Origin of the sequence: Pedobacter sp. PLR (assembly GCF_026239675.1) — a bacterium.
In the GTDB taxonomy this organism is placed as follows: Bacteria; Bacteroidota; Bacteroidia; order Sphingobacteriales; family Sphingobacteriaceae; genus Pedobacter.
On the sequence record NZ_JAPIVQ010000002.1, the window covers coordinates 796186 to 819561 of the forward strand.

Below are 23376 nucleotides of genomic sequence, written 5' to 3' on the forward strand. Positions count from 1 at the left end.
AGCGGCTGCTCCAAAAGGAAACAGCCGCTTTTTAATGCCCGTATATTTATAAAACAGCACTGCGCTTTGCTAGAACTTGCCTCTTACTTTTTCCAATAATTCTTTGGTTTTTCTAACGCCTTCATCTTCTGATAAGATGCTTCCTTCATATTCTATACCTACAATTCCAGACCACTTTGCAGCTTTGATGATTTCAAACATCTTCATATAGTCAATGTCTTTCTCTTCTCCATCAGGAAGGAAATTATGCGTTTTTGCACTTACACCTTTCGCATAAGGCATCAGTTCCTGTACACCCAGGTATTTATCATATTCTTTATCAGCACTGATCCGGAAATTGCCAAGATCAGGTAAGGTGCCGCAATAAGGATTGTTCACTCCCTTAATTACCGCAGAAAGCCATTTCCCGTCTGAAGAATAACCACCATGATTTTCTACAATCACATTGATTTTCTGTTTCTTTCCATATTCACTTAATTTTCCTAATCCATCAATGGCCGCATTTTTTACTTCATCGGCTGTGCCTTTACCGGCAGCATTGACACGAATGGTTTTACAACCCAGATATTTCGCGGCATCGATCCATTTATAGTGATTTTCTACTGCCGTTAACCTTGCTTTATCATCAGAATCTCCAAGATTACCTTCTCCATCAATCATGATCAGGTGATTTTGAATGCCCTCACTGTCTGTGCGGTCTTTAAGTTCTTTTAAATAGGCTTTGTCAGTTTCCTTCTTATTGAAGAAAGGACTTACATATTCTACGATATGAATGCCGAATTCTTTTTTGGCTTTTAAAGGGAAGTCCATGTTGGTCAGCTTTCCGGCAAAAAGTGCCTTATGAAAAGACCACTCGGCCAGAGAAATCTGGAAAAACTCTTTCTTTTCAAAAGCAAAGCTATCTAAAGGTATCACAGAAGACAGTCCCGCGGCGGCAGAGAACAAGCCCAGATCTTTAAGAAATTTTCTACGGTCGTTTATTTTCATTTGTGTTTGGTTTAGGGGTTGATTCTACAAGGTATTAATTTCTTATTGTAAAAAAAACACTTTCTAAAAAAGACGTATAAACACTTGCCTGTGGCGGAAATCGTAACAACTTAGTGTGTTTTTAACACATTTTCATAATTAAAGCACGTTCAAATTTTGGATTCTAGCTAAATGCTTCTATTTTAGAGTTGAAATAGGTTAGGTTAAAATATCAATTGTATCAAAAACGTATCAATGAAACTCAACAAATTATTTGCAGTTCCCCTTTTACTAGCTGCTTTTTCTGCTTCCGCTCAGGAGAAACATCAACCTTATAAACAACAGATTGATGGGACAAAATTAAACTTCGAAATGCAGGCCATCCCGGGTGGAGAGTTCCAGATGGGGAGCAAAAAAGGAAAAGCAGATGAATTGCCACTCCATAAGGTTACAATCGATCCTTTCTGGATGAGTACCTTTGAAGTGACCTGGGATATTTATGAGCCCTTTCTATATAAAGATTACGAAACTACCCATAGCACTACTGCCGTTCCGGCAAATGTAGATGCAGTAACCCGCCCAACTAAACCTTATCTGGACATGACTTTTGGGATGGGAAAAGAAAACCATCCTGCTTTAGCAATGACAAATTACAATGCCATCCAATATTGTAAATGGCTTTATGCCAGAACAGGAGTGTTTTATCGCCTGCCAACAGAAGCGGAATGGGAATATGCCAGCAGAGCTGGAAACACGACCGACTATGCTTTTGGCAATGAGCCTTCAAAATTGGGAGAATATGCCTGGTTTAAGGACAATAGCGGAGGAAAAACCCATGAAGTAGGAAAGAAGAAACCTAATCAATGGGGATTGTACGATATGTACGGTAATGTTGGAGAATGGACTTACGACCAGTATCAGCCTGATTTTTATGCCAGCGTAAATGGAGAAAAAGGTAAAAATCCGGTAGCGATACCTGATAAGCTATATTCACATGTGATCCGCGGAGGATCCTATGATGATGGGGCAAAAGAATTACGTTCTGCTGCCAGACTGGCATCAGATCCGGTATGGAAACAACTGGATCCACAAATTCCAAAAAGTAACTGGTGGTTCCCTGAAGCTCCTTTTATAGGGATACGTCTGGTTAGACCGGCTACAGCTCCCTCGAAAGCAGAAATCGAAGCTTATTACAATAAGCCCGTGATTGCAGATTACTAAAGAAAAGAACTCACACATTAACAACCAAATAAAAAACCAAACCAAACTATGAACAACGAAGATTTACGCGATAAGCGCCGTGACTTTTTAAAAACATCTGCCCTGGTTGCAGGAGGTGTTATGATCAATCAATTCGCTTTCGCAGGAGGACATTCCTCTACTGATGATACCATTAAAATCGCATTGATTGGCTGTGGAGATCGCGGAACTGGTGCTGCCTTCCAGGCATTAAGCACTAAACAAAATATTAAATTAGTGGCCATGGCTGATGCTTTCCAGGATCGTATGGACAACAGTTATAAAGTGCTTTCTGATAAATTTAAAGATAAAGTAGACGTACCGGTAGAACGTAGATTTGTTGGTTTTGATGGCTATCAAAAAGCGATTGCACTGGCAGACGTTGTATTATTGGTAACACCTCCGGGATTCAGGCCTACTCATTTTGAGGAAGCAGTGAAACAAGGAAAACATGTGTTTATGGAGAAACCAGTAGCAGTAGATGCGCCAGGTATCCGTAAAGTCCTTGCTGCGGCAGAAGTGGCTAAAAAGAAAAAATTAAACGTAGTTGTAGGATTGCAACGTAGATACCAGACTAACTATACTGAAACCTTAAAACGTATCCAGGATGGTGCTATAGGTGAAGTGATGAGCGGCCAGGTATACTGGAACAGCGGTGGGGTATGGGTAAAAAAACGCCAGCCAGCACAAACCGAAATGGAATATCAAATGAGAAACTGGTATTACTTCAACTGGTTATGTGGAGATCATATCGTAGAACAACACGTACACAATATAGATATCGCCAACTGGGTGAAAAATGCGTATCCGGTTTCTGTTCAGGGAACAGGAAGTCGCGCATGGAGAACAGGAAAAGATTATGGAGAGATCTATGACAACCATGCCGTAGAATTAACTTATGCAGATGGTGCAGTAATCTATAGTCAATGTCGCCATTTTGAAGGAATAGCCAATCGTGTAGATGAAACATTCCAGGGAACAAAAGGCCGTACCTATCTATCGGCAGGAAACAATGGCGTAATCTGGGACCTGAAAGGTAAAGAGATGTTTAGTCACCCAACAAAAGGAAATGCAAATCCTTACCAGACAGAACATGATCTGTTATTTGCTGCGATCGCAAAAGGAGACTATAAGTTTGCTGATGCAGAACGTGGTGCTAAAAGCTGTTTCACAGCCATCATCGGTAGATATGCAACTTATTCCGGACAAACGATTAAATGGGATGATGCTTTAAAGGCAGACAACAGTCTGATGCCAGATCAATTGAGCTGGACCGCAAATCCAAAACTAATGCCGGATGCAAACGGTTTGTATCCAATCCCAACTCCGGGAAAATCTAAAATAATTTAAGCCGGACCTGCTTGTGGCAGTAATCCATAAATCGGCTTTGCTGTTCTTACCGCTGCTGATCACGCTTTTTACAAAGCAAAATGATCAGCAGCAGTATAGCATTCATGGCTACGCCCAGGGGACAGATTATTCCATTAAATATTTTGCTGCTGACAGTGTAGTAACCAAAGGTTCAATCGATAGCATCTTGCTAAAGATTGATTCTTCTATGTCGCTCTATAAACCCTATTCCCAAATTTCTCAGTTCAATCTGACGAAGAAAGGGATGCGCATAGATGATCATTTTGCTGCGGTAATGAGAAAGTCATTTGAAGTGTACCGGGAAACAAATGGGAAATTTGATGTGACCGTAGCGCCATTGGTGCAGGCCTGGGGATTTGGCCCAAAACCAGTAACCAGCTTTCCGGATTCTGCTAAAATAAAGCAGCTTTTGCAAAATGTAGGAATGAACCACCTGTCGCTAAAAGGAAACTACCTGAAAAAGGATAAGCCCGAAATTACCATAGACCTGAACGGCATCGCGCAGGGATATAGTGTAGATGTGGTAGCTGATTATCTTTTGAAAAAAGGCATCAAGTCTTTTATTGTCGAGATCGGTGGGGAGTTAAGGGTGGAAGGACCAAAACCAGATGGATCTGTGATGAAGATTGGTATTGAAGGGCCGGCAGCATCCAGTACCGATGAACCGGAAATCAGACATATCCTGAGTTTTAGCTCCGGCGCTGTCACCACTTCCGGTAATTACCGGAAATACCTGAAACGCGGAAAAGGGAAGATCGCTCATTTGATCAATCCTAAAACAGGTTATCCATTGGATAATCAATTGATCAGTGCTACGATCTTTGCTAAAGATGCGATTACTGCCGATGGATATGACAATGCCGTAATGGCCATGAGCATGGAAGAAGCCCTGGCTTTTGTCGATAGCAGGAAAGGAATGGAAGCTTACCTGATTTACCACCGTAAGGATGGCAGTGTAGCAGATACCCTGACCAATGGCTTCAAAAAGATGATTTTAAAATAAATAACTATTCAATACCTATTAAAATACTAATCATGAAGAGGATAGAATTTTTAAGAAATAGTTTTATAGCGACTGGTGCTGTATTGGCCGGGTCTGCTGTAAAAGCAGTTGCTGATACCCCTGAAGGAGTTGTTCCTAAAGCAGCGGCAGCCGCAGGGAAAACATTTAACCTGGATTATGCACCACACCAGGGGATGTTTGCCAATAATGCAGGTAAAGATTTTCTGGATCAGATTCGCTATATGCACGACCAGGGATTCAGGTCTATCGAAGACAATGGCTACCTGGGACGTCCCCTGGAAGAGCAAACCAAAATTGGCGAGCTATTGGCAAAACTGGGTATGACCATGGGTGTGTTTGTAGTAGATGGTGGTGATAACTGGAAAACGTCTCTGACCACCGGAAAAAAGGAATTTAAAGATAAATTCGTGGACACTTGTAAACGTTCTGTAGAGGCAGCAAAACGCTGTAATGCAAAATGGCTAACCGTCGTTCCCGGTTTTTATGAAAGGAAACTCCCTTACGGAAATCAAATGGCCAATGTAGTAGATGCGATGAGGGCAGGGGCGGAGATCTTTGAACCGCATGGTCTGATTATGGTATTAGAAACCTTGAGCGATACACCGGAATTATTCCTTCAGCAAACACATGAAACCTATAACGTGTGTAAAGCGGTAAACAGTCCGGCCTGTAAAATCCTGTATGATATTTACCACATGCAGAAAACCGAAGGTAACCTGATCGTTAATATGGATCGTTGCTGGGATGAGATCGCTTACATTCAGATTGGTGACAATCCAGGTAGGAAAGAACCAACCACAGGAGAGATCAATTACAAGAACTTATTTAAACATATTCATGGAAAAGGCTATAAAGGCGTGATGGGTATGGAACATGGCAATTCCAGACCTGGTAAAGAAGGAGAACTTCGTGTGATTCAGGCCTACCGTGAATCCGACAACTTTTTAGCTTAACCTGTAAAGGAAAACACTAAAGCCAGGCCTTAACGAAATTTAAAACAAACTAAACTGGGTTCCGGGGACTTTAAATAAACCGGAGTCCAGTTGAACACGTTTTTCATTCAAGTGATTTAAACGGCAATGGAGTTTGAAATTGTCATTAATAAGCTTCGCAATATTTCCATCCCCTTTCATTCTTTCTCCAAACCTGCTGTCGTTCACGTTTCCCCCGTGACAAGATTGTATCTGATGCCATACCTTTTCAAAGCGATCCGGATAATTTTTACGTAGCCAGTCTTCAAAAATACTACCTACGACGCCGTTGAGTCTCACCACCGTATAACCAGCAGAACGCGCACCAGCATTGGCCACCACTTTTAATATTGCCGGAATCTCATGATCACTTAAGCCAGGAACAAGAGGGGCAACCATCACACCCATAGGGATACCCGCCTTACTCAGCTCTTCCAGAATTTTTAACCTTTGTTTAGCAGTAGTGGTCCGGGGTTCCATCTTTTGCCTTAATTGCTCATTCAGGCTGTTGATAGAGACATAAACCATGCATAGGTTTAACTTAGCCATTTCCGATAAAATATCTATATCGCGAAGAATGAGGGAGTTTTTGGTGATCAAGCCAATAGGCTGCCGGTATTCCAGGGCGATTTCCAAAAGCTGTCTGGTGATTTTAAATTGCCGCTCTGCCGGTTGATAACAATCCGTATTACCCGAAAGTGAAATGACGGAAGCATCCCAGCCTTTGCGCTCCAGAAACTTTTTAAACAAGATTGGCGCATCTTTCTTAACCACAATTTTACGTTCGAAATCAAGACCTGCGCTAAATCCCCAATACTCATGCGTATTGCGGGCATAACAATAAGTACAGCCATGTTCGCATCCCAGGTAGGGATTCAAAGAATAAGCCATACCAACATCCGGACTGCTCACTTTATTGACAATTGATTTGCTCTGGCTAAAAATAAAACTGGTCTTCTGATCTGTTTCTTCCCAGTCGTCTATTCCTTCCTGATGCTCCTTCACATAATCGTTCTTTACAAACCTGTTGTGTGGATTGAATTGTGCACCCCTTCCTTTAAGATAGTTTTCACCGGTATCCTCATCTAATATCATCAGCTAAAATTACTAATAATATTAGTAATTAGCAATACCTACTTTTTCGGGGTAATGGGAATGTAATCCATTGGAACGGTATCGGCCATCTTTTCATAAGCCCAAAATCCACTAAACAATGCTGCTTTTGCATTAAGAACGCCTCCGTTCACGTAGAGATGAAGAGGTGCCTCCAGCAAATGAATCACAGAAATCTGGTAATTCGGAATATCTAAGGGACGGTTTATCGCATGACCAGAATGGTCAGTATAATCCGGAGTTTCTCTTTCATTGGTATTGATCACATAAAGATCGTCACTGAAATTTAGGGTTCTCAAATCAGTATACATAGATTTCACCAGGGTATCCGTTAAGATTTCGGATCTGTTCAACACGCTTATCTTTTTCGGAACAGCCCTTTGCTTGAGCCAGTAATTAACAGAATCACTCAGTGGAGAGCTGCCGCCCGAACCGGTGCCTATCCTAATGATATGATTCCCTGGTTGGCGAAATGCCTTTAGATGTGCATTGATCAGACTGTCGGGAAGCCTGTTTTTATTGGGGATTTCAGCCAGCTTATAAATAACAAAGCCCTCAGCAACACTGCTGTTCTGATATAAAGAGCGGAAAAAATGTTGGGAAGAACCCTGATAAGCAATTTCTCTATTCCTGATCCATTCCTTTTTTTTAGACTTTGATCCGGGTAGTTCTTCAAAGTAAGGATGGCCGGCATAGTAAACAACATTGCTTTTCAAATCCCTTTCAAAATACTCGAGAAGGTACTTGATGCGGTAGCCCAATGATTTGTTCTCAATGATTAGAAACTCATTTGACGTAACCGTCAGCCGCTTTGCAGCCCTATCGAAATCTGCTTGTAGGACCTGTGGATTTAACAGCTTACATTTCTCCGCATTAGGAGTCATCCCAATGAACTGATCAATGAACTGCTTAATATACTTGTCCCGATCCGGATCTGCTTTAATAACGACCTCCCTGAGTTGAACCGCATTCTCTTTTAATTGAACATCAATTTTAACGGACTTGTCGGATATGATAACGTTTTTACTGAAAGGAAGGTAGCCCATCATTTCAATCAGCACATCATAGTTCCCGGGTTTAAGATTTGTCAGAATAAATTGCCCGTCATTATTGGAGACCGTGGCGGTTTTGTAACTGCTTAAGTATACACCAGCACCGGGAATGGTTATTCCCGCTTTGTCTTTAATGGTTCCAGTAATGTTAAAGCTACTCTGGCCATAGCTGCTGAATGCGGTTAATAAAAATAAACTACAAAAGGCCACCCATTTCATCATAGGACTAATGTAGCTAAAGCTTTATAAATATAAAAGTAGTTTCCCAGGCTTTTAATAGCCCAGAAGTTCTTTCGCATTCGCAATTGCCGGAAGTCCGGGATCCTTGCCACTCAGCATTTCGGCAATGACATGAATACGCTCTTCAGGAGCCAACCTGCGGATTCCTGTGGTAGGACGCACGCCTTTTTCATTCTTGTACACAAAATAATGCGCTTCACCTTTAGCCGCAATTTGAGGAAGGTGGGTGATACACATCACCTGCATGTTTTTCTCCAGATCACCGATCACATCACCTACGCGTAGGGCTGTTTCACCTGAGATACCAGTGTCAATTTCATCAAAAATCAATGTAGGTAAAGCCGTATGTTTGGCCATAATCGACTTCAATGCCAGCATCAATCGGGAAAGCTCCCCACCGGAAGCCACTTTGCCAACCGGAGCCGGCGGCTGACCGCTATTCGCAGAAAACAATAAAACTACATTGTCTTTTCCATCTTTATTCAACTCCTCTAACGGAGTTTTCACGATCTTGATTTTTGCATTTGGCATGCCCACCAGTTGCAATACAGCAGCAACCTGGTTTTCTGTCGCAATGATAGATGTACCACGGTCCGAAGATAAAGTGGCGGCCATCTGTTCCAACTGCGCTTTCAATTGAGCGATTTCCTGATTTAAACGATCAATTTCTTCATCGCTGCTCAACAAATTATTTAGATTATCAGAAAGCTTTTGATGGATGCCCATCAGCTCCTCAATACTATTGACTTTATGTTTTTGCTCTAAGGTATAGATGACATCCAGACGGCTGTTGATCTCTTCAATTCTCGAAGGATTAAAAACCGTACTTTCTTCCAGGTTTAAGGTTTCTGCGGCGATGTCTTTTAATTCAATGAGTGCAGAACGAAGACGCTCATTAAGCTGCGCATAATCAGGGTTAAAACGTTCTATCGCCTGAATCTGAACAATCACCTCTTTTAGAACAGGTAGTGCCGAGGCCTCCTGATCAGAAAGCAAGCTATATGCATTTACCAGACTTCTCTTAATGCTTTCTGCATTATTGAGCGTTTGTAACTCTATTTCCATTAAACTTTGCTCATCCGTTTTCAGATTTGCATTTTCAAGTTCATTGAAAAGAAACTGCTCATAATCCTGTCTGCTTTTCGCTTCATCGGCCGCAGTTTGTAAGGCAGAAAGGAGTTGTAAATGCTTTTTATATTGTTTGTACCCTTTGCGGTATTGGGCCAGCAGCGATTGATGATCTGCCAGCGTATCCACAACAGACAACTGAAATCCAGGATCATTAATCTCTAAAGTCGCATGTTGCGAGTGAATGTCAATCAATTTCTCTCCAACTTGCTTCATAACGCCAAGCGTAACCGGCGTATCATTGATGAATGCCCTTGATTTACCATCGGTAGAAATCTCTCTCCTTAAAATAGTTTCCTCATAAAAATCAATGTCGTTCTCCTCAAATAAAGAATGTAAAGTATCATCAGTAAGTAGAAACTGACCTTCTATGATACATTTCTTCTCCTGATTAAAGAAATACTTGGTTTCTGCACGTTGTCCTAAAATAAGGGACAGGGCACCCAGCATAATAGATTTACCAGCACCAGTCTCCCCGGTGATGATGTTCAAACCTTTGTCGAGTTTTAGCTCAACACTGTCTATTAAAGCGTAGTTACGAATGGAAAGTTTCTGTAGCATATTACGCTGCTAAAATAGGAAATCTTAAGCAATGACGGTGGGTTCTTTCGCATAAAAAAGGCAGAAGAAAAATCCCCTGCCTTTAATTCCGTTTACCTGATATATGTTCAGCTAATTGTTAGGTTTTCCTAGCGCTTCAGCTTCTTTTTTCTTTTTTAAAGCTTCCACCTCAGCGTCAAATTTGCTGCGTAATTCTTTGTACTCTGTAGAGCTTTGAAGTGCTTTCGCTTCAGCTATTTTTTTCTTGAATTCCGGTGAATTAACATAATTCCTGGTCGTTTCAGCATTTTTACGGATATCTTCCTGTTGTTTCTTCCACTCCGGAGAATCAAATTTCTTTCTGATTTCCTCGGCATTTGCACGGATATCTTCCTGTTGTTTCTTCCATTCCGGAGAATCAAATTTCTTTCTGATTTCCTCAGCATTTGCACGGATAGCTTCCTGTTGTTTCTTCCATTCCGGCGAATCAAAATGCTTTCTCATGGCCGCTGCATTGGCAACAATGGCTTGCTGTTGTTTTTTCCATTCCGGAGAATCAAACTGCTTCCTGATCATTTCTGCATTTTTTTGAATGTCAAGCTGCTGTTTTTTCCATTCCGGCGAATCAAATTTCTTTCTGATCTCCTCTGCATTTTTACGGATGGCTTCCTGTTGTTTTTTCCATTCCGGAGAGGATAGGAAGGCCAGACTGGCACTGGTCGCACTATCTGCCATAAACACACCGTCTCCAAGACTGTCAGGATAGTAATAACTTCGCTGACCATTGTTATTTGTGGTAATTACCACGCGGTGTTTCTTTTTGTTTTTTGTGGTGTCCACACGCAAGGTTGTCGCCTGCCTGGCAATTTTCAAAGATACGGCCTCTGGCTTTTGGAATTTAAGGCCTACACCTGCGATCTCCATATCAGGGGCCGCTGCTGCTGTGGTAACCATCATTTTTTCTGCTTTTGAGGGCTTTACCCAGGCCAGAGAAATCACGGTGATAATGGTTAACGTGATGGCAAAGAACTGCTGCTTTGCATTCATATAATTCGTTTTCATGTCTGTAATTCTTTTTATACGTTGATACAAATGTTGATTTTTTCCTGTTGCCGCCATAGAGAGGGCAGGAGCAGATTTGTCTTTCAGAATTTCCAGCTTTAGCAAGGCATGAGCATACGTTACCGGCGTCCCGGTAAGTTGTACAACCAGGTCATCACAGGCATGTTCACGTTCAATATTGATGAACCTGCCGCTGAGCCAGATGAAAGGATTAAAAAATAAAATGGTTTCTATACCGGTTTTAATAAGATTTAAGAGGTAGTCATTTCTGCGGATGTGAGAGAGCTCATGAATTAAAATGGCTTCCACCTGTTTCAGGTCCAGCTGCGCAGCCAGGGCAATTGGAAACAAAACTATTGGTTTAAAATAACCCAACACCAGGGGTACATTGACCTTGTCAGAAAGGTAAAATCCAATCTGTTGCTGTAGCTTTAACTTGTTGCGCATTTCTTCGAAGATCGAGGTCCATGCCGCAGGAACTGCCTCATGGACTGAATTTTTAAGCTGCTGCATTTTTTGATAACCAGCCAGGAGAATAAGCAACTGAAACAACAAGCCAATCCCATATATACTCACCAGATAAGGGAAAAGCTGTTCCGCTTTGCTGCTGATATTCTGAGGTATGTTGTTCAGGTACTCATAATAAGCAGCGCTGATCATGAGCTCGGCACTCTGTTGAGTACCATTGGCCTGTGGAAGTTTGAATATGGAGAAAAAGGTGATGCAAAAGCAAACAAAGATGAGACATAATGCGCCGTAAGCCAGGTTGTGTTTCAGTCCGGACCTAAGCTTTGGAAAAGCAATTACGATTAGGAATAGCAAGCCATAAATGATGGCGCCTTGCCATAAAGAATGGAATATACTCCAGCCGGTTGCTTTGATCAGGTTGTTTACTATTGCTTCCATAATGTGGTTCTTTACTAAAATGTTATTTGTCGCTTAGGTTGTCAAGATATTTTTTAATAGAATCTATTTCATCTTTACTGGCACTATGGTTTCCTAAAGCCTGCATCACCAAACGTGCTGCGGAACCATTAAATACATTGTCAATCATTTTACTCACGAGGTGTTGCTCGGTTTTCTCCTGATTAACCAATGCCCGGTAGATATGTGTTTTCGAAGAAGTATCACGGCTCACCAGTCCTTTTTCAGCCATGATCTGCATGAGCTTTAAAGTAGTCGTGTATCCCGCTTCTTTGTTCATTTCCAAAATCTCATGTACTTCTCTTACCGTACAATGTCCTTTTTCCCACAATATCTGTAAGATCTCTAATTCGCTTTCCGTGGGTTTAAGGGGGGTAGATTGGGTCATATATATTGATGTACGAATTGTTTCGTAATCAAATGTACGAATCTATTCGTAGAAACAAAATGTTTGGTAAAAAAATAAGAGATTATTTTTAAAAGAGTGCTTACATGCCTTGTTTAGCGGGCTTTAAGGCTTCGTATTTATTAAGGTTTCCAGGATCAACTTCTGAAAGTAGCTGATAAGAAGCAATACGCTCCTGAGGATTACCAAGTGAAAGGACGTTTACAATTTCATCTGCTTTAGTAGAGAAATATACATTGGGGAAGATAGAACCTATTTTCTGGCGGTCCATTTTTGTTAATTCGGCAAGAAAAGAAACGATCTTTTTTAAAGCTTTATCCTGGTCTTGTTGCATACGGTCCAGGCCATTAAAGTGATAGTTAAAGATAAATCCCCTCAGCTCTTCAAAAGAATTGTCGAGCAGGTTCTGATTTAACCAGTATCTGTTTCTTAGTCCGTCAGAAGCCTTCCATCCCGCATTACCGGATGCCTGGGCCAGGTTTAACGTATTTTGAGCTTTAATGAAGTACTGCGTTCCTCCAAGGTGACTAAAGCTGTCTTTGTCCAGGCCAATAATCGTATGGGCGTAGAAGCCAAGTAAAGAACTCAGATTGGAAATGAAATTCTGATCGGAATAATCAAGCGCCGAACCTTCGTTATAATTAAAATCAAATTCTTTGTCGCTAATGTTTAGGATAGTGCTGTTGTAAGCGGTACCATAAACGGGTCTGCTCGATTGGATTTGTGCCTCCGCTTTATAACCTGAGCCGCCATCCCATGAAGTCACCGTAATCACGAAATTAGTTTCTAACCGTTCATTTGGCAGATAAGTCTCATTCGTCCACTTGTTATTGTTTAAGAAATCTCTGATGGTGTTTTGAAGGATTTCCAGGTTCCGCTTATTGATGTTCGGAACAGTAGGAGCAGTAATGGTAACCCGGGCATTTAGCTCCTGAGCATGAACAATAGCCTGACTGAAAAGGAAAATGACAAAGAGAAGGAGAAAGCGTTTTTTCATTAATGAACTAGTTTTAATATTTCATTGCAAATATCCCTTGCCACTTCAGTCTTTGATTTAGTTTCAAAAACGATCTTTTCCCCTGCTTTATTAAATATAGTGATTTTATTGGTATTCACCTTAAAGCCCGCACCCTTGTCGTTGAGCGAATTGAGCACAATCAGGTCCAGGTTTTTCTTGCTGAGTTTAGCTTTGGCATAAGCTTCTTCGTTTTCAGTCTCCAGTGCAAAGCCAACCAAAATCTGGCCGGCAGATTTAACTTGCCCGAGTGTAGCCAGTATGTCTGTTGTCTTTTTAAGTTCCAGACTAAATTCAGCACTGTTTTTCTTAATCTTTTGATCTGCTGCAGCAACCGGGGTATAGTCTGCTACAGCAGCACTCATCACCATGATATCAGTATGAGGAAAAGCCGTTTCGCAAGCAGTCAGCATATCCTCAGCACTTACTACGTCAATCCTCTTCATCGTGCTAATGCTTTTTTCGGCAGTAGGACCAGTGATCAGGGTAACTTCGGCACCTAAGGCTGCAAACACATCCGCAATGGCAAATCCCATCTTACCGGAAGAATGGTTGCCAATAAAGCGAACCGGATCAATGGCTTCATAAGTAGGACCGGCAGTAACCAGGACCTTTTTACCCAATAAAGGAAGTCCTTTTTTTGCAGCCTCATTAAGAAAGGAAAGGATGTCTTCTGGTTCAGCCATGCGGCCGGCGCCATACAAGCCACTAGCCAGTTCCCCATCACCCGGAGGGATGACCTGATTTCCATAAGAAAGCAGTTTTTCCATATTCTGCTGTGTACTCTCATGCTTCCACATGTCCAGATCCATTGCCGGAGCAACAAAAACAGGGCATTTTGCCGATAAGTAGACCGCAGATAAAAGGTTGTCGCAGATTCCTGTAGCCATTTTAGCCAAAGTATTGGCACTAGCTGGTGCAACCACCATGAAATCAGCCCATAGGCCCAATTCAACATGGTTACTCCAGACGCCGGTTTCGGCATCGAAGTATTGCGTGTATACAGGATTTTTTGAAAGTGTAGCCAGGGTGAGCGGAGTAATGAAATTCGCCGCATCGGCCGTAAGGATAACTTTAACGTTTGCGCCAGCCTTTACCAGTAACCTGACCAGTATCGCTGATTTATATGCTGCAATGCTGCCGCAAACGCCAAGAATTATGTTTTTATTTTCTAGCATAGTTTTTTAATGCATGAATGCAGTGGAATACCTATGCCTGATCTTATTGTTGCTCTTTAGCAGGGTTTCTGTAGTAAATTTTGTCATTAAGAAACTCATCAATAGCAATTAAGCTAGGCTTAGGCATACGCTCATAATGCTTGCTGATTTCGATTTGTTCCCTGTTTTCAAAGATCTCTTCCAGGTTGTCATTTGAAGAAGCAAACTCAGCTAATTTACCGTGTAATTCTTCTTTAATGTTGTTAGAAATCTGATTAGCCCTTTTAGAAATAATTACTAAAGACTCATAGATATTCTCAGTTTTCTGATCTAAATCATTAACATTTCTAGTAACCGTAGTATTCGGTACAGCAGGTTTATTCGTGTTCATTATTTGATGGGGGTTTTAATTGTAGTATTGGTACTATCCGCCTTAGCTTCTTTCGCCAACATGGCTTTATATTTTTCCTGATCCTTTTGGAATTCGGCAATCATACGTTTTGCGTGCTCAATACCAGACTCACTGTCAGCCTTTAATTCTTTAGCCTGGTCCAGCATTTTACTTTGTGGATATGAATTCATGAACTCATCTGCATAAGTAATGGCCTCATTGTAACGGTCTTCCTGACGGATTTCAATACTGTTTTTTGCGTAGTTATATTGAGATCTCACGATTAGCAAATCCATCTCCTCTGCATACTTAATATCAGGGAAATCAATCTGTGCATTTTTTAAAGCGATTACAGCTGATTTGTAATTGCTGACTTCAAATCCGCCCAGATCATAATATAATTTAGCATTGTCAAATGCTTTTGTCTCTAGTTTTAAACGTAAATCTGCAATGTATTTACTGGCCTGAGCTACACGCTCACTTTTTGGGTAAAAGTTGATAAACAACTGTAAAGCGTCAATCGCTGATTTCGTATTGGTCTGATCTAATGAAGATTTTGGCGATTCCAGGTAGTAACAGTAAGCACCCAGGTACCTGCACTCTTCAGCATATTTACTGGTCGGATAGGTATCCGCAAATGATTTAAACTGATATCTGGCAGTAGTGTAATCTCTTAATTTGTAAAGGGTTAGGGCGTAGTAGTAGTTTAAGTCTTCCGCTTCCGCTCTTCCTCTGTACTTCTGTGAAAGGTCTTCAAAAAGAATAATCGCTTTCGAATAATTCTTCTTGTTGTAGAGCTTCATGGCCTCCTGATACTTCTTGGCTACATCATTGCTCAATCTGATTTTTTCAAACTGGCTTTTGCAACCCGCTATAGTCAGGGCTATAATGGTGAAACTTAATAGTAATACGTGTTTAATTTTAAACATTCTGCAAAGATAAGTTAATAATACGATAACGTCAATTAAAAATAATAGGACGCTAAGCTATGTAAAGCGTTTCATCCCGTCAAACCCTTAACATATTTTAACAAATGACAATTAATAAAACCATCACCCAATGCATAAAGGAGGATTAAATATAGGTATTTCTTGTTGTTTTCAGGTTAAAAATCAGCGTTGTCAGCCAAAAGAAAGTAATAACCGGAAACAGTTCAGAATGGCTAAGCTGTTTAGTTCAGAAAGCCTGATGATTTCGCAGCTGAATTAGAAGAGGGAATGACAGTTGACTGGTTTCTTTAATCCGCTGGATTGCCAATATCATTGATACAATAGCCAGTTGTAAACCAGTTAATTCTTTTAATTTAGCCGGATTTATAACCAAGTATAGTAATAGCCGATGATGATGAAAAAGACGCTGATGGTTGCTGCCGCACTCTTATCACTACAGAGTGTTTCATTTGCCCAACATCAAAATATTTACAGGAAAAACTGGATAGACTTTAATAAAAACGGGAAGAAAGATATATTCGAAGACCCGGCACAAGCTATTGAAAGACGGGTAACCGATCTCCTGTCTCAAATGAATGTGGAAGAGAAAACCTGTCAGATGGCCACCCTTTATGGCTATGGAAGAGTATTAAAGGATGAAATGCCAACTGCAGAATGGAAAACAAAGGTCTGGAAAGACGGGATCGCCAATATTGACGAAGCTTTAAACAGTCTGGCCTATAATAATAAGGCCGTAACGGAATATTCTTACCCATTCAGCAAACATGCTAATGCTATAAATACCCTTCAGAAATGGTTTATAGAAGAAACCAGAATGGGAATTCCCGTAGATTTTACGAACGAAGCCATCCATGGATTGTGTCATGATCGGGCAACGCCATTACCTGCACCGATCAATATTGGCAGTACCTGGAACAAGACAATGGTGAGACAAGCCGGTTCAATCGTTGGAAGGGAAGCAAAAGCCTTAGGTTATACCAATGTTTATGCACCAATTCTTGATCCCGCAAGAGACCAGCGTTGGGGGCGGGTAGTAGAGTGTTACGGCGAAAATCCTTACCACATCGCCGAACTTGGTAAACAAATGGTATTGGGCATTCAGGAAAATGGTGTTGCTGCTACTTTAAAGCATTTTGCAGTCTACAGTATTCCTAAAGGTGGCAGAGATGGACACGCACGTACGGACCCTCATGTGGCACTCCGGGAATTACACCAGATTCATTTGTATCCTTTTAGAAGGGTAGTGCAGGAAGCTGCTCCAATGGGAGTAATGAGTAGTTATAACGACTATGATGGCGTCCCAATCACCGGAAGCCACTATTTCCTGACTGAATTGCTAAGAGAAAAATATGGTTTTAAAGGATATATCGTTTCCGATAGTGAAGCCGTAGAATACATTTATTCTAAACACCATGTGGTGGATGACTATAAAGGAGCAGTGAAACAAGCGGTGGAAGCGGGACTGGATGTCCGCACCAATTTCACCATGCCTGAGGAATATATTATGCCTTTAAGAGCATTGATCAAAGAAGGACGTGTGTCCATGAAAACTATCGACGAAAGGGTAGGGAATGTGTTGCGTGTTAAATTCCGGTTAGGTCTTTTTGATCAGCCGTACGTACAAAATACCAAAGCATCAGATCAGTTGGTACATACTGCCAAAGATGAAGCGTTTTCCGCACAGTTGAGCCGGGAATCATTGGTCTTGCTAAAAAATGAAGGAAATCTTCTGCCTTTAACGCTAAAGAATGTAAAAAAAATCATGATCACAGGCCCCATGGCAGCAGAACAGAACTATACCACCAGCAGATACGGTCCCTCAAATAACCCGGTTACTTCCGTGTTGGATGGTCTAAAAAAGTATGTGGGTACTGCAGCAACGGTAAATTATGTGAAAGGTTGTGATATTATTGATCCAACCTGGCCGGAAAGTGAAATCATTCCAACTCCATTAACTGCCGAAGAACAGGCAGGAATCGACGCAGCAGTAGCAGAGGCGAAATTATCAGATGTGATTATCGCCGTAGTAGGAGAGGATGAAAAACGCGTTGGAGAAAGTTTGAGCCGTACCGGTTTAAATCTTCCCGGGCGACAACTACAGTTGTTAATGGCCTTGCATGCTACCGGTAAACCTGTCGTGATGGTGATGGTAAACGGACAGCCATTAACGATCAACTGGGAAAATAAAAACCTTCCTGCAATATTGGAAGCCTGGTTTCCTGGCCCCCAAAGCGGAAATATCATTGCAGAAACCTTGTTCGGCGACTATAATCCGGGTGGAAAATTACCAATCACCTTCCCGAAATCAATCGGTCAGCTGGAATATAATTTCCCTTTTAAACCAGCTTCTCAAGCCGGACAGCCGGACAGTGGAAACAATGGATATGGCAAGACCAGCGTAAACGGAGCTTTGTATCCCTTTGGTTACGGCTTAAGCTATACGACTTTCGAATACACAAATCTTAAAGTGAAACAAAGCACGCAACAGGCAGGGGCTACTATTGAAGTCAGCGTAGATGTAAAGAATACCGGAAAACGTAAAGGCGACGATGTGGTACAGTTATACCTTAAAGATATGGTGAGTAGCGTAACTACTTATGATTCTGATCTTCGTGGTTTTGAAAGAGTAGGACTTCTACCAGGTGAACAAAAAACAGTAAAGTTTGTGCTAAATCCAGACGACCTTTCCATCCTTGATAAGGATATGAACTGGAGCGTGGAGCCAGGTAAGTTCCGCGTGATGATAGGGCATTCTTCTGAAGATATTAAATTGAAAGAAGAATTTGATATTCTCCCTTAAAGGAGAGGTCTTCCTTTAAGAAAGCCTCCTTATTTTTTATGAATCCAGTTTAAGGAAATAGTAAGATCCTAAATCAACGATGGCTTATCAGCTGATAAGCCATCGTTGATTTAGGATCAGTTGTTAAAACCCCTTTTAAAGCTTCGGTAATATCTTTCAAATAAATTATTTGGATAATTAAAACTATTGTTTAGTTTTACAGTGTACTAGTTGACTAGTACACTAAACTTGACCGCTATGATAGAAATCTCTAACCTGACTTTTGGATACAGCAAAAAGAAACTGTTGTTTAAAAATCTGAACTTAAAACTTCAAATGGGCCATATCTATGGCCTCCTTGGAAAGAACGGGGCAGGTAAATCCACACTTCTTAAAAACCTTGCCGGCCTGGTGTTTCCGCAGGAAGGATTTTGCAGCCTGAAAGGGTATCGTGCAGCAGACCGTTTACCAGGTTTTTTGCAGGAACTGTTTTTTATTCCGGAAGAAATTTACTTACCAGGAACCTCTGCCGTTCAGTTTGCTCAAAGCACCGCACATTTTTACCCTAAATTCGACGAAGCACAGTATTACCGGATGCTTGCAGAATTCGATGTGCCGCAAACCAGTATACTGAATAAGCTTTCTTTTGGCCAGCAGAAAAAAGTAATGATTGCTTTCGGCCTTGCTACAAATACGACTTTGTTAATTATGGATGAACCAACGAATGGTTTGGATATTCCCTCTAAAGCGAAGTTTAGGAGAATCATTGCCGGTGCACTGACAGAAGAACGTTGCATTATCATTTCTACACATCAGATCAGAGATTTGGATAGTCTTATTGATCGCTTATTGATTGTACATGAACAGAAAATGGTATTGAACAAGAGCCTGGATGAAATCGCTGAACGTATTTATTTTGGTAGTTCAGCCCCACTGGATAAAGAACTGATCCTATATGAGGAGTCGCATAGAATAGGTTTGAATACGATGAGTATTAACCATAACGAAGCCTTCAGTAAAGTTGATATGGAACTTCTTTTTAGTGCAGTGATCAGCGAACATAAATCAGTTATAAACCATTTAAACTAAAAGACGCCTCATGAATAACATATTTAGCTTTCCGAGATTTTCACAGCTTTTCATTAAACATACCCAGGAGTATTATAAAACCTATTTACTATCTATTGGCGTAATTGTGACCTTGCTGGCCGCAATGCTAGGCTTTATATCCTATGTAACTGACGGTAATCTGGGGGTTAAAATCCAGTTTGCCATATTCTTTTGGTTCTTTATAGGAGCCGGATCAATCTTTACGAGTATGATCTTCTCAGAACTTGGTAACAGTAGAAAATCAATAGCTATGCTGATGTTACCTGCATCCCATTTCGAGAAATACCTGGTGGCCTGGATTTACTCTTTTGTAATTTATCAATTGGCCTTTGTACTGAGTTTCTATGCGGTCGACCTGTTGGTTTTAAGTCTGCAAAATTCAGGAAAAGACGAGAAAATGGCCTTGTTGAATTTACAAGGCATTGAAACAAATTACGGCATGGCACTGGTTTTTTTCTCCATACTTCATGGCCTGACTTTTCTCGGTGCGGTATTTTTTGAAAAACTCCATTTTATAAAAACGGCATGCATGGTAGCTGTACTATGTTTGGTCATCATCTTTATCAATAAGTATTTAGCCATAGCGATTTTAGGCGTAGAACTGGAGAAGGTAGTCCCTTTTGCAAATGCAGCCTTTAAAGAAGCCGATAATTATTATACTTTAGAATCACAGTCATCAATTAAACCAGTAATGGTAGGGATGGCTTATACAATAGTTCTGATCTTATGGATCGGCGCTTATTTTAAATTGAAAGAAAAACAGGTGTAGTATGGAATTTAGGGAGAATGAAGCAATATACCTGCAAATAGCAGCTTATGTTGGAGAACACATTGTGTTGGGGAAATGGCCCCTGGATCAAAAGATTCCATCCGTTAGGGATTTAGCAGTTGAACTACAAGTGAATCCCAATACAGTGGTTAGAGCTTATGAATTTTTGCAGAATAAAGAGGTAATTACAAACAAACGAGGGATAGGTTTCTTTATCGCCGCAGATGCGGAAATGAAAATTAAAGAATATAGTAAGGAACGTTTTCTTGGAAACGCCCTTCCCGAATTCTTCAAAAACATTTACCTGCTGGACATCAGTATGAAAGAAATTGAAGAAAGGTTTGAGCAGTTTAAAGCCGAACATTACCAACAGAATTAAATTGAAATGTGAACATTAGATAGAGCTTTCGCATAAACTGCGCGTTTTCTTTAACGTCAGGAATGTTTGATACACGCTCAATCTGATAATTAACCATAAAATTAGATATAGATGAAAACAAGTAACATGTTGATCATTGCCGCAATTATCGTCTCATTAGGGATGATTACGACTTATAATTTCTCCTTAAAGGCTGCTTATGAAGCAGGTGATTATAAAAACCGCTTCAATGAAAGTGAGTTTAGAGAAATGAAGAATATTGAAACGCTGAATGTAGCTGATGCCAATTTGCTGGCGATCGTGGTAGAACCCGGGCAGAAAGAAGGGGTCTGGATTAGAAAAAGGATTAAAGACCGGTTGGTATTGAATCAGGTAGGAAATACTTTAACTATTGGACTGACAGATGAGGCTAGAAAAATGGGCAGAGCTACTAGATATGATGATATTGTATTATTTACTAATAAGCTGAATAAGCTAAGTACAGTTGCTTATTGGCCAGCGGGAAATAAACGCGAAGATGTCAATATTTATGGGGGAGAAGTTTCTCTGAAAGGAATAAAAAGCCCTGATTTGGATATTCGGATGGCCGCTTCAACTTCTGTAACTATGAATAAAATGATGCTAAAGACATTAAGAGCAGTAGTTGGAGATGAAAAAGGCGGTGCAGCACTGAATCTTGATCAGGACAATCATATCGAATTTGCGGAGTTCGAAATTCCCGGAGCAAGTAAATTGTCACTGAGTAATCCCAAAATTGTAAAGACGCGCTATAACTTGTCAGATAAGGCTAGCGTGACTTTAAATGGTGCGGCATTACAGGTCATTAAAAATCAGTAAACCAGGTTTGTTTTTAAACCAGCCTAATTTGGTTAGTGATTCTGGAGAGGTTTAGTATATTGAATAAGACAAAATGGAAGGGCTCATGCGGTTAGTATGGCCCTTTTTTGTTGGAGAATGGATTTTACGGAATAAAATTGGGGTAAAAGATCAGGGGAATTGGTTTAATTTAACGGGGTTTTAAGCCAGTCTCGCAAGTGGTTTGCTGGGGCCTCAGCCGGCCTGATGACGAAGAAAGGCCTCTTTTAAGCTTCCTTGTCCTTTTTAATCCAGCTACAGTTCCATATCAATATAGCAGCTCTTCTATTTTAGTTTTGCTATTTTTTCCGTCATTAAATTTTGTTCCTCCTCAATATTGACGCTGCACTAAATCTCAGAAAATCCTGCCGATATTCTGAGATAGATCATGGGGCCTTCCTTATTTGATTTAAGCGTTTTTAAGGCTAAACTACCTGTGGTCTTTTTGTGGTCTGTCTGTGTTTATACTTTTTTTAGGACCTAAAATCAGTCTTTAAGCTAGCTGTATGCCTGTCTGTTAGGGTTTTTAAGAACAAAATTCAAGTTGTTGTTTATTGATTTAATTATGTTCAACTTGCTCTGAATAAACAATTAAATTTTAAAATTATGTCAGTTTCAAGAAATGGAATGCATGGCTGGCCAAGCGGCAAGCTCGGCAACGTGGTATCTTATATGTTAAATGGTCAGCTCGTTCACCGGACTGTTGGAAAACAAGGGAAACCTAGTCTGAAACAGAAGGCCAACCACCAGTCTATGGCGGTAATCACGCGTTTTCTGGGTCATTTTAATGGTTATCTGAACAATGGATTTGAGCTGGAAGCCCGTGGAACGATCAGAAATCAGCACAACCTGGCTGTTTCCTGCAATAAGAAAAATGCATTGCAGGGGGAATATCCGAACATCAGCATCGATTATGCTAAAGTACAACTTAGTAAGGGCACGTTAAATAACCCTGACCAGCTCCGCATGGAGAAAGTGGAAGGGGGGCTGCAAATCAGCTGGGACCCTTCCTATCAATCCGGATCGGGCTCACAATACGATGATTGTCTGCAGTTGGCCATTTATTTTCCAAAAAGCAGAACACAAAAGGTAGAGTTGAATTTTTCTAAAAGAGAAATGGGGACTGCTTTTCTGCCTTTAACAGCTGAAAAATTGGAAGCTTCTATGGAGGTATACCTGTTCTTAAGTGCTGCAAATCATGATTCTGTTTCGGATACGGTATATCTGGGCAATCTGAACGGTGCCTGGGGAAACCCGAAGATCACAGAAGAAAAAGGAAAAAAGGAAGAGGAAGAAAATTTGCGGGCAAACGCGAGATATGAGCAGGTAAAGGGGCAATACAAAGCGCAAATGAAGCTAAAGCCCGAAGACAGGATGTTGGGTAAGGCTTTCAGAAGCTTAGAAACTGAATATCTGGTCCTCATGAACAGGTACGAATCTACGTCCGGATCCCGACAATCGAAACCCGGTTAGGGGTTGTGTGCCAACATGCGAATAATTTATTCCGTTTAACAGGAGAATCATTTTTGATAACCTATTATATACTGTATGCATTTGAGGTAGAACACCGGAATTGTATGCCTTTTACAGTATATATAGTATAAGTGTTATATATACTGTAAGCCTTCTGCATTGTGAGTGGGTCATACATTATGAATAGGCGCTTAAGCGTTCAGAAATGTGCTTAATTAGCTTCTTTGTAATGGCGTGTTGCTATTGCCTGGCTATACTATATAGTATGGTGATGCTGATTGCATGTTTAACCTATATGAAGGGTTCTATTAATGAAATCACATAAGTTTTTCAGGATTACATGCGGGATAGCTGGTTTATGGACCTCTTGTTAGAGAATACAGATGGAATTGACTTGTTGGTAGATCCTGCATGATTTGTTTTTACGATTTACAGACTGTGAATCATGTAGTTAAGGATACA

General features: G+C 40.8%; 20 protein-coding genes. 10 read left to right on the plus strand and 10 right to left on the minus strand.

Annotation, left to right across the window (positions count from 1 at the left end):
• Positions 1–69: 69 nt before the first annotated feature.
• Positions 70–987 carry a sugar phosphate isomerase/epimerase family protein gene (locus OQX61_RS07015; RefSeq protein WP_265840930.1) on the minus strand — a complete coding sequence of 306 codons (918 nt, stop codon included), beginning with the start codon at positions 985–987 and terminating at the stop codon, positions 70–72.
• Between the two features lie 234 nt (positions 988–1221).
• On the opposite strand from OQX61_RS07015, the gene OQX61_RS07020 reads away from it, so the two are divergent.
• Genes OQX61_RS07020 through OQX61_RS07035 form a run of 4 tightly spaced genes read left to right on the plus strand, consistent with a single transcriptional unit; the run spans position 1222 to position 5553 of the window.
• Complete coding sequence (locus OQX61_RS07020) at positions 1222–2187, plus strand: SUMF1/EgtB/PvdO family nonheme iron enzyme (RefSeq protein WP_265840931.1); 966 nt, start codon at positions 1222–1224, stop codon at positions 2185–2187.
• A 48-nt stretch (positions 2188–2235) separates the two neighbouring features.
• Entirely contained in the window at positions 2236–3555 is a 1320-nt protein-coding gene (locus OQX61_RS07025) for a Gfo/Idh/MocA family oxidoreductase (protein ID WP_265840933.1), read from the plus strand.
• A gap of 13 nt (positions 3556–3568) precedes the next feature.
• Entirely contained in the window at positions 3569–4579 is a 1011-nt protein-coding gene (locus tag OQX61_RS07030) for an FAD:protein FMN transferase (protein WP_265840934.1), read from the plus strand.
• A 32-nt stretch (positions 4580–4611) separates the two neighbouring features.
• Positions 4612–5553, plus strand: coding sequence for a TIM barrel protein (locus OQX61_RS07035; protein ID WP_265840935.1), 942 nt, complete (start codon positions 4612–4614; stop codon positions 5551–5553).
• 39 nt (positions 5554–5592) lie between these two features.
• Here OQX61_RS07035 and OQX61_RS07040 read toward each other — a convergent pair whose 3' ends face one another.
• The 9 genes from OQX61_RS07040 to bamD all read right to left on the minus strand — a co-directional run bounded on the left by OQX61_RS07040 (position 5593) and on the right by bamD (position 15528).
• Complete coding sequence (locus tag OQX61_RS07040) at positions 5593–6666, minus strand: PA0069 family radical SAM protein (protein WP_265840936.1); 1074 nt, start codon at positions 6664–6666, stop codon at positions 5593–5595.
• A 38-nt stretch (positions 6667–6704) separates the two neighbouring features.
• Complete coding sequence (locus OQX61_RS07045; protein WP_265840938.1) at positions 6705–7958, minus strand: carboxypeptidase-like regulatory domain-containing protein; 1254 nt, start codon at positions 7956–7958, stop codon at positions 6705–6707.
• A 51-nt stretch (positions 7959–8009) separates the two neighbouring features.
• Positions 8010–9665 (minus strand): DNA repair protein RecN, encoded by a 1656-nt coding sequence (recN, locus tag OQX61_RS07050; protein WP_265840939.1) that lies wholly within the window; start codon positions 9663–9665, stop codon positions 8010–8012.
• Positions 9666–9776: 111 nt separating this feature from the next.
• Complete coding sequence (locus OQX61_RS07055; RefSeq protein WP_265840940.1) at positions 9777–11612, minus strand: M56 family metallopeptidase; 1836 nt, start codon at positions 11610–11612, stop codon at positions 9777–9779.
• Positions 11613–11634: 22 nt separating this feature from the next.
• On the minus strand, positions 11635–12018 hold the full coding sequence (locus OQX61_RS07060) for a BlaI/MecI/CopY family transcriptional regulator (RefSeq protein WP_265840941.1): 384 nt from the start codon (positions 12016–12018) through the stop codon (positions 11635–11637).
• Between the two features lie 100 nt (positions 12019–12118).
• On the minus strand, positions 12119–13033 hold the full coding sequence (locus OQX61_RS07065) for a DUF4835 family protein (RefSeq protein WP_265840942.1): 915 nt from the start codon (positions 13031–13033) through the stop codon (positions 12119–12121).
• Positions 13033–14229 carry a bifunctional phosphopantothenoylcysteine decarboxylase/phosphopantothenate--cysteine ligase CoaBC gene (gene coaBC / locus OQX61_RS07070; RefSeq protein ID WP_265840943.1) on the minus strand — a complete coding sequence of 399 codons (1197 nt, stop codon included), beginning with the start codon at positions 14227–14229 and terminating at the stop codon, positions 13033–13035. Before coaBC ends, OQX61_RS07065 begins: the two co-directional genes overlap by 1 nt.
• Before the next feature lie 43 nt (positions 14230–14272).
• Positions 14273–14599 (minus strand): DNA-directed RNA polymerase subunit omega, encoded by a 327-nt coding sequence (locus tag OQX61_RS07075; RefSeq protein ID WP_062550173.1) that lies wholly within the window; start codon positions 14597–14599, stop codon positions 14273–14275.
• Complete coding sequence (gene bamD / locus OQX61_RS07080; RefSeq protein ID WP_265840944.1) at positions 14599–15528, minus strand: outer membrane protein assembly factor BamD; 930 nt, start codon at positions 15526–15528, stop codon at positions 14599–14601. Before bamD ends, OQX61_RS07075 begins: the two co-directional genes overlap by 1 nt.
• A 409-nt stretch (positions 15529–15937) precedes the next feature.
• Between bamD and OQX61_RS07085 the strand changes: the two genes are divergently transcribed.
• The 6 genes from OQX61_RS07085 (at position 15938) to OQX61_RS07110 (ending at position 22914) form a co-directional block, all read left to right on the plus strand.
• Entirely contained in the window at positions 15938–18349 is a 2412-nt protein-coding gene (locus tag OQX61_RS07085) for a glycoside hydrolase family 3 N-terminal domain-containing protein (protein ID WP_265840945.1), read from the plus strand.
• Between the two features lie 237 nt (positions 18350–18586).
• The gene (locus OQX61_RS07090; RefSeq protein WP_265840946.1) at positions 18587–19417 is read left to right on the plus strand and encodes an ABC transporter ATP-binding protein; all 831 of its coding nucleotides are present in this window, start codon (positions 18587–18589) and stop codon (positions 19415–19417) included.
• 10 nt (positions 19418–19427) lie between these two features.
• Positions 19428–20207, plus strand: a complete 780-nt coding sequence (locus OQX61_RS07095) for a hypothetical protein (protein ID WP_265840947.1) — start codon at positions 19428–19430, stop codon at positions 20205–20207.
• Position 20208: 1 nt separating this feature from the next.
• Positions 20209–20586, plus strand: a complete 378-nt coding sequence (locus OQX61_RS07100) for a GntR family transcriptional regulator (RefSeq protein WP_265840948.1) — start codon at positions 20209–20211, stop codon at positions 20584–20586.
• Positions 20587–20697: 111 nt separating this feature from the next.
• Positions 20698–21423 carry a hypothetical protein gene (locus OQX61_RS07105; RefSeq protein WP_265840949.1) on the plus strand — a complete coding sequence of 242 codons (726 nt, stop codon included), beginning with the start codon at positions 20698–20700 and terminating at the stop codon, positions 21421–21423.
• A gap of 624 nt (positions 21424–22047) precedes the next feature.
• On the plus strand, positions 22048–22914 hold the full coding sequence (locus tag OQX61_RS07110; RefSeq protein ID WP_265840950.1) for a DUF6266 family protein: 867 nt from the start codon (positions 22048–22050) through the stop codon (positions 22912–22914).
• The last annotated feature ends 462 nt before the right edge of the window (positions 22915–23376 follow it).